16 protein-coding genes are annotated in these 13462 nt (G+C 38.6%); 12 read left to right on the top strand and 4 right to left on the bottom strand.

Translation table 11 applies throughout. From position 1 onward, the window contains the following. Positions 1–51: 51 nt before the first annotated feature. Entirely contained in the window at positions 52–591 is a 540-nt protein-coding gene (pssA, locus tag V179_RS0113180) for a CDP-diacylglycerol--serine O-phosphatidyltransferase (RefSeq protein WP_028391887.1), read from the bottom strand. 110 nt (positions 592–701) lie between these two features. Here pssA and V179_RS0113175 point away from each other — a divergent pair, with 110 nt between their 5' ends. Then, positions 702–1484 (top strand): phosphatidylserine decarboxylase, encoded by a 783-nt coding sequence (locus V179_RS0113175; RefSeq protein WP_028391886.1) that lies wholly within the window; start codon positions 702–704, stop codon positions 1482–1484. A gap of 128 nt (positions 1485–1612) precedes the next feature. Here V179_RS0113175 and sda read toward each other — a convergent pair whose 3' ends face one another. Further along, positions 1613–1756 carry a sporulation histidine kinase inhibitor Sda gene (gene sda / locus V179_RS0113170; protein WP_028391885.1) on the bottom strand — a complete coding sequence of 48 codons (144 nt, stop codon included), beginning with the start codon at positions 1754–1756 and terminating at the stop codon, positions 1613–1615. A 799-nt stretch (positions 1757–2555) separates the two neighbouring features. Between sda and V179_RS0113160 the strand changes: the two genes are divergently transcribed. The 8 genes from V179_RS0113160 to V179_RS0113125 all read left to right on the top strand — a co-directional run bounded on the left by V179_RS0113160 (position 2556) and on the right by V179_RS0113125 (position 7877). Further along, entirely contained in the window at positions 2556–3077 is a 522-nt protein-coding gene (locus tag V179_RS0113160) for a YqeG family HAD IIIA-type phosphatase (RefSeq protein ID WP_028391883.1), read from the top strand. Beyond that, on the top strand, positions 3059–4183 hold the full coding sequence (yqeH, locus tag V179_RS0113155; protein ID WP_220478487.1) for a ribosome biogenesis GTPase YqeH: 1125 nt from the start codon (positions 3059–3061) through the stop codon (positions 4181–4183). The genes V179_RS0113160 and yqeH overlap by 19 nt, the downstream gene beginning before the upstream one ends. Before the next feature lie 302 nt (positions 4184–4485). Next, a complete protein-coding gene (aroE, locus tag V179_RS0113150) occupies positions 4486–5319 on the top strand; it encodes a shikimate dehydrogenase (RefSeq protein ID WP_028391881.1) in 834 nt (277 codons plus the stop codon). Next, positions 5320–5610, top strand: coding sequence for a ribosome assembly RNA-binding protein YhbY (gene yhbY, locus V179_RS0113145; RefSeq protein WP_028391880.1), 291 nt, complete (start codon positions 5320–5322; stop codon positions 5608–5610). Positions 5611–5612: 2 nt separating this feature from the next. Continuing rightward, complete coding sequence (locus tag V179_RS0113140; RefSeq protein ID WP_028391879.1) at positions 5613–6182, top strand: nicotinate-nucleotide adenylyltransferase; 570 nt, start codon at positions 5613–5615, stop codon at positions 6180–6182. Next, positions 6172–6735 (top strand): bis(5'-nucleosyl)-tetraphosphatase (symmetrical) YqeK, encoded by a 564-nt coding sequence (gene yqeK, locus V179_RS0113135; protein ID WP_028391878.1) that lies wholly within the window; start codon positions 6172–6174, stop codon positions 6733–6735. The genes V179_RS0113140 and yqeK overlap by 11 nt, the downstream gene beginning before the upstream one ends. Positions 6736–6777: 42 nt before the next feature. Next, the gene (gene rsfS / locus V179_RS0113130) at positions 6778–7134 is read left to right on the top strand and encodes a ribosome silencing factor (RefSeq protein ID WP_028391877.1); all 357 of its coding nucleotides are present in this window, start codon (positions 6778–6780) and stop codon (positions 7132–7134) included. Continuing rightward, positions 7131–7877 carry a class I SAM-dependent DNA methyltransferase gene (locus V179_RS0113125; protein WP_028391876.1) on the top strand — a complete coding sequence of 249 codons (747 nt, stop codon included), beginning with the start codon at positions 7131–7133 and terminating at the stop codon, positions 7875–7877. Before rsfS ends, V179_RS0113125 begins: the two co-directional genes overlap by 4 nt. A gap of 257 nt (positions 7878–8134) precedes the next feature. On the opposite strand, the gene comER is transcribed toward V179_RS0113125, so the two are convergent. After that, on the bottom strand, positions 8135–8962 hold the full coding sequence (comER, locus tag V179_RS0113120) for a late competence protein ComER (protein WP_028391875.1): 828 nt from the start codon (positions 8960–8962) through the stop codon (positions 8135–8137). A gap of 93 nt (positions 8963–9055) precedes the next feature. On the opposite strand from comER, the gene V179_RS0113115 reads away from it, so the two are divergent. The 3 genes from V179_RS0113115 to V179_RS0113105 all read left to right on the top strand — a co-directional run bounded on the left by V179_RS0113115 (position 9056) and on the right by V179_RS0113105 (position 12998). Next, on the top strand, positions 9056–9667 hold the full coding sequence (locus tag V179_RS0113115) for a helix-hairpin-helix domain-containing protein (RefSeq protein WP_028391874.1): 612 nt from the start codon (positions 9056–9058) through the stop codon (positions 9665–9667). A 170-nt stretch (positions 9668–9837) separates the two neighbouring features. Further along, on the top strand, positions 9838–10413 hold the full coding sequence (locus tag V179_RS0113110; protein WP_028391873.1) for a ComE operon protein 2: 576 nt from the start codon (positions 9838–9840) through the stop codon (positions 10411–10413). A 278-nt stretch (positions 10414–10691) separates the two neighbouring features. Then, the gene (locus V179_RS0113105; RefSeq protein WP_028391872.1) at positions 10692–12998 is read left to right on the top strand and encodes a DNA internalization-related competence protein ComEC/Rec2; all 2307 of its coding nucleotides are present in this window, start codon (positions 10692–10694) and stop codon (positions 12996–12998) included. A gap of 223 nt (positions 12999–13221) precedes the next feature. Here the strand turns inward: V179_RS0113105 and V179_RS30075 are convergent, their stop codons facing one another. Further along, on the bottom strand, positions 13222–13356 hold the full coding sequence (locus V179_RS30075) for a YqzM family protein (protein ID WP_028391871.1): 135 nt from the start codon (positions 13354–13356) through the stop codon (positions 13222–13224). Positions 13357–13462 lie beyond the last annotated feature (106 nt).

Raw genomic sequence — 13462 nt, 5'->3', positions numbered from 1 at the left:
TTTGATGTCTAGCGCAAGCCGCCAATTTCGTCAAGGCGCTTGCGCTTTTGTTCACACTTTTTTAAGTTTAAATGGACTGATCATGAGTAAAGATAATATAATCATGAAGAATAAGAAAAATACAGACGGAGCGAATGGTATGGCGAGGAAGCTTAATGTCAAGAAACATCCAGCTACGGTAATCGGCAATCCGGTAAAAAAGCCATTGTTTTCACTAATATTAAAACGGGCTAACCTAAATGCCCCGCAGCCAATATAAAAAACGGTGAAGAAACTGCCTGGTGCGCCAAATTCAAAGATAATTCCCTGATATAGAAGTAAGGCTGGGGCGACGCCAAATGAGATAATATCACACATCGAGTCGAGCTGTTTTCCTAACGCCGATTCAATATTAAATTTTCTTGCAATCATTCCATCGAAACGATCAGCGAGTGCGGCGAGAAAGATTAATAGAAGACTAAGATTCAATTGATTTGTTAAAACAGCTATAATTGCATATCCGCCAAGCGATAAATTTAGAAGGGTAATAATATTGGCCGTTTGTGCTTTTAATTTTTTTAAAGTAAGATCCAAAGCGTGTAGGAAAAACAATTGTTACACTCCCTTCCTGGATTTTTAAATTGATTATATAATCATATGACTGCGGATACAATTTATGCAAGAAAAGTTTCTATTTATTAACAAATGGTGGTGTGTTTTGTTTGTATCAATCTTTATATCGTCTTTTTATTGAGTTAACAAATGGAAGATTAACTTCAAGTGCTTTGCGAAAGTTTAGTCAATCTAAAAAGAGCCATGCTGTGATCCCTTCCTATGTGAAAATCTTTCAAATTAACCAACAGGAAAGTGAAAAGAATGTTACATCTTATCCAACTTTACATGATTTATTTACGCGAAGACTGAAAGAAGGCGTAAGAGTAATTGATTCTGATCCCGATTCTGTCGTAAGTCCTGTCGATGGCGTCTTTAGTGAGTATGGTTTAATTACGGAGAATAAAGAAATTGTGGTCAAAGGAAAGACGTATTCAATCGAGGAAATGCTGGATGACACGGCTGTTTTCGAAAAATATGTGGGTGGCAGCTTTGCCGTTCTTTATTTAAGTCCCAGTCATTATCATCGTATACATATGCCTATCTCAGGAAAAGTGACGAAACGGTGGATGAAAGGGGAGAAGTCATATCCAGTGAATCAGCTAGGTATGAAATATGGCCGCGCTCCTTTATCTAAAAATTATCGTAACATCACTGAAATTCAGCATCAATCAGCACATGTAGCCATCGTCAAGGTTGGTGCGATGTTTGTGAACTCAATCGTCATAACTGATGAAGCTAATCAATTGAAAAAAGGCCAGGAATTTGCATATTTCAGTTTTGGATCAACAGTCGTGCTGCTGTTTGAAAAAGGAAGCTTTAGAAAACGGGAAGATTTGAATGTACCAAAAGAAGTAAAAGTCGGAGAACGAATTGGGACGTTAAAGGGCTAATAAGAGGATGCTCCATAACAAAAGGGAAGGATTCTACATCTACAATAGATCGTTAATAAAGTGTATTTGACACTATAACGGAGTATAGAGTGTGAGATCAAACCCTTTAGGGACATCCTCTGTATCTATTATGCTAACGACCCTCTAATTCTGTCGGTTAATGACCTTCGTTGAATTTCTGTTTCGATTAAGTTGATGAAGTCTGCACTTAACTTCAATTTTATGGCTTTGAAATAAGCTTCGATTAATAAATCATCTGATAGTTTATTCATTGGCATGCCTTAAGGCAGGTCACCTCCAATTTTTTGCTAGTGGAACGTCTATTAGTGGGGGCTATCTTCCCCACTGGGCTAGTCCCGTTCTAGTATCACTAAATCTTTTGTGGAAAAGGGACGAGTCTTTGCAAAATTAGCTTAGCACCTCCACCATCATCAGGTGATACAATGTGAAAACTTGAACCTTGTTTATCATTTTAGTTGGGATCAGATGCTCATGGTTGTTTTTTAACGATTCGAAAGCGACGCTACGCCACCCGATACAAATGCACATAAGCCAAGGTACAATACCTCTGTTTCCTGACTTCGAGCGTTAACCCACTCAGCCTTTATATGCATCGGTAAGCTTCACTGTAATGGGAGTAATTTCTGCATAAAATTATTTCATTGGCATATAGTGGTAAGTTAAAGTTGGTATATTCATACCTTACCAGAAATAGTAATCGAGAACAATCGTTCTGGTTATCCACAATGTACGTGGATAAGTTGTGGGCACTTTGTTTATAAATGGTTGTTTGGTCTGCTAATCTTAGGGGATAATGTGTATAACTTTATCCACAATTAAAGTCAATGAAGATTTTGTCGAAATGTTTTTGGGAATAGTCATTAAAATATTAGGAGACAAACGGCAACAAATGGTTATGCAATTAAGAAATTCATTAGCTTTGCTGCTTTCCAGAGCTGCTTTTTTATATTATGATGGAACTTTACGGCAAGACTATAGAAGTGAAGATGTATGTTTTATTTGTAGTAAAAGGGTTGAATAGTAATTCAAGAGAGATTATTGAGGTGAATCATGCTTAATTTATTTTTACCAAATGAACATGTGAAAAGCATTTTTGAGATAAAGCCTGAAGACTTGAAGAAAAAGGGCGTGAAGGGAATTATTACAGATCTAGATAATACCCTTGTAGAATGGGATAGACCTTCTGCAACCCCTAAATTAATTGAGTGGTTTGAATCCATGCGAAATCATGGAATTTTAGTTACCATAGTTTCAAATAATAATGAAACGAGAGTAAAGTCATTTTCCGAACCACTTCAGATTCCGTTTATTTCTCTTGCACGTAAGCCGATGAGAAGAGCTTTTAACAGAGCTGTTAAGCAAATGGGCATTAAACGAGAAGAGGCCGTTGTAATCGGCGATCAGTTGATGACAGATGTATTGGGCGGTAATAGAGGCGGCTTTCATACGATTCTAGTCGTGCCGGTTGTACAGACAGATGGATTCTGGACGAAATTTAATCGTAAAATTGAAAGACGGATTTTAGCATCTTTTAGAAGAAAAGGATTGATAGAATGGGACGATCAGAATTAATACACGATGAAGAAATAGCTTGTATCGGTTGTGGTGTGAAAGTACAAACCGAAGACCCTAAAGCTTTGGGATACACACCTAAGTCAGCATTGGAAAAAGAATCAATCATTTGTCAGCGCTGCTTTAAATTAAAACATTATAATGAAGTTCAGGATGTTTCTTTGACAGATGATGACTTCTTAAAAATCTTGAATCAAGTAGGTCAAACCGATTCATTAATCGTGAAGATCGTGGATATTTTTGATTTTAATGGCAGTTGGCTGCCAGGATTGCACCGTTTCGTTGGGTCTAATGATGTCCTATTGATTGGCAATAAAGTCGATTTGCTACCAAAATCAGTGAAGCATAATCGATTGATTCACTGGATGAAGGAATCTAGTAGAGAGCTTGGTTTAAATCCGGTAGACGTTTTATTGGTTAGTGCTGAGAAAGGTAAGCAGATCCAAGAAGCAGCATCCGCGATCGAACATTATCGGAATGGTAAAGATGTATATGTTGTTGGCTGTACAAACGTTGGTAAATCTACCTTTATCAATCGGTTAATCAAACAAGTGAGCGGGGAAGATGATGTGATTACGACTTCACATTTCCCTGGAACGACGCTTGATATTATAGAAATTCCGCTTGATGATGAAAAAGCATTGATTGATACACCAGGCATCATTAATCATCATCAAATGGCACATTATGTCGATAAACGTGATTTAAAATACATTACACCGAAAAAAGAAATCAAACCGAAAATTTATCAGCTTAATGAAGAGCAAACATTATTTTTTGGTGGGTTAGCTCGACTGGATTATGTATCAGGCGGTCGTCGTTCTTTCACATGCCATTTGTCCAATGAATTAAATATTCATCGGACAAAGCTTGAAAAAGCGGATGAATTATATAAAAATCATGCAGGTGAACTTTTAACACCGCCTCGCAGAGAAGGTATGGCTGATTTTCCTGAGTTAGTCGCGCATGAATTTTCAATCAAAGAAGAGAAAATAGACATTGTCTTCTCAGGTCTTGGCTGGGTAACGGTGAATGAGCCAGGTGCAAGAGTCGTGGCGCATGTACCGAAGGGCGTAAATGTGATTTTACGAAAATCGTTAATATAACAGGGGCATTATAAGAAATTATCCCGAATTACAAAAAAGTAAAACCCCCACCTCAAAGCATAGAGAAATCAAAGAAGCGTAGGTGAGGGTTAACAGCCCTTAAAAGCCCGAATCGTAAGATACAGTGAAGCTTACCGAGACGTTGCCACAGGAAGTGGCGTACTTAGCTTTACGTTCGATGTGCGAAGGTATTTGCGACACTAGAACGGGACTAACAATCAGTGGGGATGAAGAAAACCTCCACTGATTGAAGTTTCACTTTATTTTAGTTAGATAAACTAGAGAGAACGAGAGGAAAAAGGATGAAAAAAGTCTATGGAGTTATAGGGGACCCGATTGCGCATTCGATATCACCAGCGATTCAAAACGATGCATTTACGCATCAAAAACTAGATTGTATCTATCATCCATTTCATATAACGCCAGAAAACTTGAGCGATGCGGTAAAAGGAATGAAAGCAATCGGTATTGCAGGTTTTAATGTCACCATTCCACATAAAACGACCATTATACCTTATCTTGATGAAGTTGATGAACTTGCTGCTACAATTGGTGCAGTTAATACCGTTTCTTATCAGGATGGCAAGTATATAGGGTATAATACAGATGCAATGGGTTTTTATAAGGCGTTATCTGATCAAATCTCGAATCTAACAGAAAAGAAAATTTTGGTTGTAGGAGCTGGTGGCGCAGCGCGTGCGATTTACTTTACATTGCTTTCTGCCGGTACCGTCTCTGTTGATATAACGAATCGAACGATAGAAAAGGCGGAAAACTTAATAGCGGATTGTCCTTTTGAGAAACAATCAGTCGCTCTTACGCTCATACAGGCAGAAGAGAAGTTAGCCGATTATGATGTAATTATTCAAACGACATCGAAAGGGATGAGTCCCGATCTGGATGCAATGCCAATTAGCATTCACAATTTATCAGAAGGTACGTTTGTTAGTGACATTATTTATAACCCACTGGAAACAAAGCTTTTAAAAGAAGCGAAGCAAAAAGGTTGCGATATTCAAAACGGCTTAGACATGTTGGTCTACCAGGCTGCTTTAGCTTTTCAAATCTGGACAGGGATTACTCCGGATACATCAAGAATGAAAAACATCATGCGAACTACATTAGGAGGCAAATAAATGCTTACAGGTAAACAAAAACGATTTTTACGTGCAAAGGCACATCATCTTAATCCAATTTTTCAAGTTGGGAAAGGTGGCGTCAATGACAATCTGATTATACAGATCGGAGAGGCGTTAGAAGTACGGGAACTAATTAAAGTGAGCGTTCTACAAAACTGTGAAGAAGATCGTGATGACGTAGGTTTGGCGCTATCAAAGGGAGCACGCGCAGAACTTGTACAAATCATTGGAAACACGATTGTATTGTATAAAGAATCTAGAGAAAATAAACAAATCAAGCTACCTTGAATATGAAAAAGGTCGGAATCCTTGGGGGGACATTTAACCCGCCGCATATTGCCCACCTGATTATTGCGAATGAGGTGCTAGATGCATTACAACTGGATGAAATTAGATTTATGCCCAATTACACACCACCGCATAAAATAAAAACAGAAGATGTCCCGGATGATGATCGTGTTGCAATGCTCAAGCTTGCGATTGACTCTAACCCGTCATTTTTACTGGAAACGATCGAGTTAGAACGAAAAGGTACGTCTTATACATTTGATACGATACAAGTCCTCTTAGACCGTGAGCCGAATACAGAATTTTACTTTATCATTGGCGCAGATATGATTGAATATTTACCAAACTGGCATCGAATTGATGAGTTAATTGAACTTATTACTTTTGTTGGTGTTAAGCGGCCGGGATATGAGGTTTCTACCCATTATCCTGTTGTGATGGTAGATATTCCTGAAATGCTTATTTCATCCTCTTTAATCAGAGAACGGGTCAAGCAAGGGAAAACCATTCGTTATTTAGTTCCTGATCAAGTATGGGAATATATGAAAGGAAATGGGTCCTATGAAACGTGAGGAAGCGCTCGAAATCGTAAAGAAACAGCTGACAGAACGAAGATATGTGCATACAGTCGGTGTGACGGAAACGGCGATTGATCTTGCTAAACAGTACGGAGCAGATGTGAAAAAAGCTGAACTTGCTGCGATATTTCATGATTATGCGAAATTCCGCCCAATAGAAGAAATGAAGGATATCGTCATCTCTGAGAAAATGCCTGCTGATTTACTTGAATATGGAGAAGAGCTACTTCACGCTCCGGTCGGTGCCTACCTTGTTCGAAAAGAAGTGGGAATTATCGACCCGGAAGTGTTAGCTGCAATTGCCTACCATACTTCTGGCGGGGTGAACATGACGCTACTTGACAAGGTTGTCTTTTTAGCGGATTATATTGAACCGGGGCGTTCTTTCCCTGGTGTTGAAGAAGTACGGCAGTTGGCGAAAGAAAACTTGGATTCAGCGATAATCTTAGCAGTATCCAATACTCTTGCATTTTTAATAAAAAATAATCAAGCGGTGTATCCGGATACGTTTCATTTTTATAATGATTTAATTTTACAACATAAGTGAGTGTTCAGTCTTTTGGAACACCCACTATAAGGAGAAGATTCGATGACTGAAAGAGAACTATTAGTAATGGCAGCAAAGGCTGCTGATGATAAACGTGCAGAGGACATTCTTGCTTTAAATATGAAGGGAATTTCCTTAATTGCTGATTATTTCTTGATTTGCCATGGTAATTCTGATAAGCAAGTTCAAGCGATTGCTCGTGAAATGAAAGAAAAAGCAGAAGAAAACGGCATTCAAGTAAGACGTATGGAGGGCTTTGATGAAGCAAAGTGGATTCTTGTTGATTTAGGGGATGTAATTGCCCACGTATTCCATCGTGATGAAAGAGGGTACTACAATCTTGAACGTTTATGGGGAGATGCTCCAATCGAGAACTTGCAAAGCGAATTAAGCCAATGAGTTATGAACGCTTCGCCTATGTGTATGATGAACTGATGAAAGATGCTCCTTATGAAAAATGGCTTGAACTCCTTCTTGCAAAAATGAACCAGTACGGCTGTGATGGCCAAAAAGTGCTTGATCTTGCATGTGGTACGGGCGAATTTACCATAGAACTGGCAAAGCTAGGCTATCAAGTTGCAGGCGTAGATTTATCAGAGGAAATGCTTGCAATTGCCCATGAGAAAGCAGACTTATTAGGACGCTCTATTGCATTCTATCAACAAGATATGGCTCAGCTAGAAGGGCTCGGCGTTTATGATTGTGTAACCCTTTTTTGTGACTCTTTAAATTATCTTCGAGACGAAGCGGATGTACAAAAAACTTTTGATTCAGTTCATGCTCATCTGAAACAGGATGGCTTGTTTTTATTTGATATCCATTCCATCTATAAAATCGAGCAAGTGTTTCAAAATCAGACGTTTGCGATAAGCGATGAAGATGTTTCATATATTTGGGAATGTTATGCAGGAGTGGAGCCCTATAGTGTTGAACACGATCTAAGCTTCTTTGTCCGAGATCCCGAAAATGGCTTGTATGATCGCTTTGACGAATACCATTATCAACGCACATACCCGGTGTCTTTCTATCAAGAGAAGCTTGTCGAGTGTGGTTTTGAAGTGCTCGAGCTGTTATCAGACTTAGAAGATGAGCCCATTCACAATAAAACCGAGCGGATTCTCTTTGTAGCAAAGAAGAAATAAGAAATGAAAAGGGTCTGACGTAACACTCTATCAATCGTTTAGTATGTCAAGTACATGTCATTTAAACGATAATAGTAGATGTTTTTAGTCTGACCCTATTTTTCTTTTGGGGTATGTTAAAGCTTACTGTTGATTTTGCACAATGTTGAATGGAGCGGTAGGCGTACGCTTCTCGTTGCAATCAACAGGCAAGTTGAAAAGAGCTTTCTTTAAAATAATTAAAAAAAGAAAAGGATTTTTGCATTTCATTACGAATATTAATAAGGAGCCCTAAATTGTTTTTCCACTTCTTCGATGTCCTCTGTAAACTTCTCATTTGTCGCTATAAAAAGATGCTCGAACATTTCCCCTGTTTCTGCTTCAAGTATTTTCATTCCTTCACCAGTAATTCCGCCTTTTACAATGACTTTCTCTTGCAGTGTTGGTAAAGTATAGGTACCTTTCTTCAGTAATTCTCCTAAGCCGATTAACATATTTTCTGTTAAGATACTTGCTGTTTCTTCGTCTATTTTTGTTGTTTGAACAGCACCATCAATAAATCTTCTTGCTAAATACGTGAAAAATGCCGGCCCACAGCTCACAATGTCAGAAGCAGCCCGTGTTATTTCATTTTCAATAATCACTGGCTCTGACATACTTTTTGCTAATTCAGTAATAGCTTGTTTCCAAATGCTTTGACATTCCTTTCCGAAGCTGAGTAATGATACACCAGAAAGAGCGCGATTTGTAATGCTTGGGATGAAGCGGGCACAAGAACAATCCAACTGAGATTCAAGCTGATCGACTGAGATTGGACTTGTAATTGCAATCACACACTTGTCTTGGTTTATATAAGGCTTGATGGTTTGAAGTACCGCTAAAACTTCCAAAGGCTTCACACAGACAAAAATGGCATCAGCATGCTTTGCGACATCAGCCGCGGTATTCACCACGGTTACACCTTTATATTGAAACTGGATAGCGAGTGCTTTTTTGAGAGTGCGGTTTGTAATGATGAGATCTTCTTCTTTGATTGCTTTAGCTTCCAGCCATGATTCAAGTAAAACAGTCCCCATATTTCCCGTTCCGATTACACCTATTTTCAAAATTTGCCACCTCCTACTAAAAGGAACTTCTCTAAAAACTCTATGATGCTAGTTGCTTGGTTATGACGAAAATTAAAATGAAGGGTGATTTCAATGAACGTTCAAGGAAGAAAGAAAATAATCATAGGAATAGCAGTGGGGCTTGCTTTATTACTCGGTTTTGCTTATTTTCAAATTTCAGCACCGGAACCGAAGGTAACAGACATTTTTTCTGATGGGAGCAGTGCATTTGATGAACCGCTAGAGCAGCAACAAGAAGCAGAGAAGGTTGCAATCATAAAAGTAGATGTGAAGGGTGCGGTTAACCGTCCGGGTGTCTATATCGCTGAAGCTGGTGATCGAGTGATAGATCTTATTGCAGATGCAGGGGACTTTGCGAAAGAAGCAGATAAAGATCAAGTGAACTTAGCGCAAGTCGTAGAAGATCAAATGGTCATCCTGGTACCAAGAGTGGGTGACGAAAGTGTAGAAACAATAGGATCGGTGTCTTCATCAGGAAGTTCGTCCGACGGAAAAATCAATCTGAATACTGCTACACAAGCGGAGTTGGAAACATTAACGGGCGTTGGTCCGTCTAAAGCGCTTAGTATCATCGACTATCGTGAAAAAAACGGAAAATTTCACAGTGTGGAAGATTTAAAAAAGATATCGGGCATCGGCGACAAAACGTTTGAAAAATTAAAGGATTCAATAAAGGTAAAATAATCAGCTATTCAAATTGGGGAAGAGAAGGTAAAATGTAGACAAGTTCAGTAAAAAGCCTTTTAAATGATATGAAAGCGCTGGTTCTCTATTCTGCACGTGTTACTGGTTACGGGAAGAATAGTGTCTTATACATCTTGAACTTCTCATTACTAAAAAAAGGGGAATGTATTTTGAAACGAATAAGTTGGAATCAATATTTTATGGCGCAAAGTCAATTATTAGCATTAAGAAGTACATGTACAAGATTAGCGGTTGGTGCAACGATCGTTCGAGATAAACGAATTATTGCCGGTGGGTATAATGGTTCAATTGCAGGCGGTACGCATTGCATCGATGATGGCTGCTATGTAATTGACAATCATTGTGTCAGGACGATCCATGCGGAGATGAATGCGGTTTTACAATGTGCGAAGTTCGGTGTACCGACTGAAGGCGCTGAAATTTATGTCACCCATTTCCCTTGTTTGCAATGTTGTAAATCATTAATCCAAGCGGGAATTAAAGCGGTATATTATGCTGAAAATTATAAAAACCATCCTTATGCAATTGAGCTTTTCGAGCAGGCGGGTGTGAGAGTTGAACAGGTATTAACAGAGGAAATTATTGACCTAAAAGGTCAGGAAAAACAAAATCTTGTTGCTGATTTATTAACTGCATTGTCAGAAGCAGGCGGTTCGATTGAACAGGTGAATGAACTTCAGCAACAGGCAGAACGACTATTTCTATTAAAAACAGATGGAGTGTGACTTAAAACTAAAAAGGGGTAGATTTCATAACGAATCAAGAAGTTATGGGGAAGGGGCTTCGCGACTTACTAATATAGCCAATCTATTAATCAGGTATACTGATTTTTCGAGAAAGCATCCAAAATTCCAGCTCCGCACCTCCACCATTAAGATTAGCTGAGTGTAGTGTGCTACAAGATATATCCTTCATAATAAATGGTGGCGTTTTAACTTCATTTTAGTTTTGAATGAAAGTAGACCCCTTTTTAGTCCTCTCCTTCTAAGTTGGAGGAGGTCTTATGACGAAACAACTCATATTTGCTTGCGTGTCTGCCACATTTGGCGTAACCGTATTCCCTTATTTCGGGTGGGAATGGCTTATTTGCGCGCTCCTCTATTATGGTTTCCTTTTTTTTAAAATCCCCAGTAAAATCTTAGTGCTTCATCTCGTTGTCCTGCTGTTGTTTGGCTTCAGTACGACTATTTCTGAGAAAAACAATCGTACGGAACTTTCAGGTAAGGAAACAAATTTCACGATTATTTTTACGGATTCATTCGACATTGATGGAGATCTGCTGAAAGGTTTTGTTAGAACCGATAATAACGAAAAACTTCAGCTAAAGTATAAGATTTCTTCTGAGTCTGAGAAAATAAACTTGCAAAATCATTTGAAAATTGCTATGTCATGCCCTGCCATGGGTGTCCTTGAAATACCAAGTGGGAAGCGTAATTTTAATAGCTTTGATTATCGACTGTATTTAAAAAGGCAAGGTATTCATTGGGTTCTTAAAGCGGATTCGATTCAATTTGCGAAATGTATGTCTAACAAGCACAGTATAAAGCAAGCGATTCAGGATTTTAGGAATAAGGGGATCTCCTATGTGAACATACATTTTCCTGAATCATCACGCGGGTATGTGAATGCTCTCATTTTTGGAGATCAGAAGCTGATTGATGAAGAAGAGCTAAAAGACTATCAGCGTTTAGGCATCGTTCACTTATTAGCCATTTCAGGGTTGCACGTTAGTTTTTTAACAGGCGTGATTTTTTTCATTGGTATTCGGGCTGGTGTAACACGAGAAAAGATGTCCCTTGTCATGTTTCTGTTTTTGCCGATTTATATCATCCTCTCCGGTGCAAGTCCTTCCGTCCTTCGTTCATGCTTTATGGCGATGCTATTCTTTTTCCTCGCTTTTTTTAAAAAATCTATTTCTGCTACTGAGACGATTTCCATTATTTATTTGCTCCTCTTACTATTTAATCCGAACCATCTCTACAATATTGGCTTCCAGCTGTCCTTTTCTGTTGCCTTTGCTATTATTATGTCGCTTAGCATCATGGGACGATTTTCAAATCAATTCATAGCACTACTTGTGACAAGTATTCTGTGTCAGCTAGCAGCTATTCCTATATTACTCTTTCACTTTTTTGAGTTTTCGTTAATCGGTGTGCTGTTGAATGTGATTTTTATTCCAATCTATTCTGTCATCCTTTTGCCGTTTGCGATACTAGTTCTGCTTATCCATCTGCTAACAAATCAGATTGGTGATTTGTTGCTATTTTTTCTAAATAAAAGCTTTGTTCTATGTAATACAGTAGCAGGGTTTACAGCAGATCTGCCATTTGCATATATAAGCTTTGGCAAGCCTACATTCCCAATTCATTTGTTACTTGTTGTCGTGATTTTTCTGCTGTTGGCATCGTGGGATTTAGGGGATCACCGAAAAACAAAGATTTTATCTCTCCTACTGATTCTCTTACTTGTCTTGCAATATAATATTCAAAAGCTGTCTCCGTTCGGTGAAGTGACCTTTATTGATATTGGACAAGGTGATTCTATTTTTATTAAGCTTCCGTTTAATAAAGGGAATTTCTTAATTGACACAGGCGGTAGTCTTTCTTTTGAACAAGAGGTGTGGAAAGTGAGACGAAAAACATATTCAACTGGTGAAGACATCGTTATCCCTTTTTTAAAGAGCAAAGGGATTCATACGCTCGATTTGCTTATTTTGACTCATCCAGATGCCGATCATATTGGCAGTGCAGATGATATTGTTAAACATATCGATGTGAAGAAAATTATTATTGGTGGTGGGAGTGAGGAAATATATAAAGATCAGGTGTTTATACAAACTGCTATTAAGTTGGGGATAGAGATTTCCTCTGTAAAACGCGGAGATCACTGGTCGGTAGGGGATGCGAGATTTTATGTGTTGAATCCATACCAGTACGAGGAGGACACAAATGAATCATCGATTGTATTATATGCGGAAATAGGAGGAGGAAGCTGGTTGTTTACTGGTGACTTAGGTGAGCAAGGGGAGCAAGAATTGATACAGGTATATCCTGATCTATCAGCAGACATATTAAAAGTCGGTCATCATGGAAGTAAAACCTCATCAAGTGAAGCGTTCATTGACAGCCTTCAGCCGAAAATCGCTATTATTTCTGCTGGAGTGAACAATCGATATGGTCATCCGCATCAACAAGTGCTAGAAATATTGAGTAAAGCAGGGGTATCTGTCTACAGAACAGATCTAAAAGGAGCTATATCATATCAGTATGATAAAAAAGGAAATGGAACCTTTTCCACGTCGTTACCATAGGATGGAGTAACTAAGAAAAAAGAATATATTTTCAATAAAATATTGATGAGCGCCTATGCCCAACTAAAACGATGAAATAGGTTCAGGTTCTATAAACTGGATCACCTTATGGAGCTGGTGGTTCGGAGCTGATCTTGCGAAGCCTCACCCCTTTTCAACAGAAAAAGAACTGCTAAACGCAGTCCCCTTTGTTCCCTTTTTGGAGAGCTGTAGGTAGAGCAGATTAAGAACCGATAACCTGAACTGTTACAGCAATTCCGAAAATAACGGCAAAAAATACGAATGAAACGATGAATCCCACCGCGGAGTCGCCTATGTCGTTTCGTTTCGACTGCACATTTTTTTCAAATTCATTCATTTTATACCCCTCCTATTTCTCTAATAGTATAAGCGATTACAAATAAAAAATCTAGGACACCACTTTATATAATCTGTTAATTCATGAAATAGTTACTGCCGATTTT

This window comes from Bacillus cihuensis, assembly GCF_000504145.1.
Taxonomy (GTDB): Bacteria; Bacillota; Bacilli; order Bacillales; family DSM-1321; genus Peribacillus; species Peribacillus huizhouensis.
Note: the sequence above shows the minus strand (reverse complement) of the source record. Positions and strands in the feature narration are given on the sequence as shown.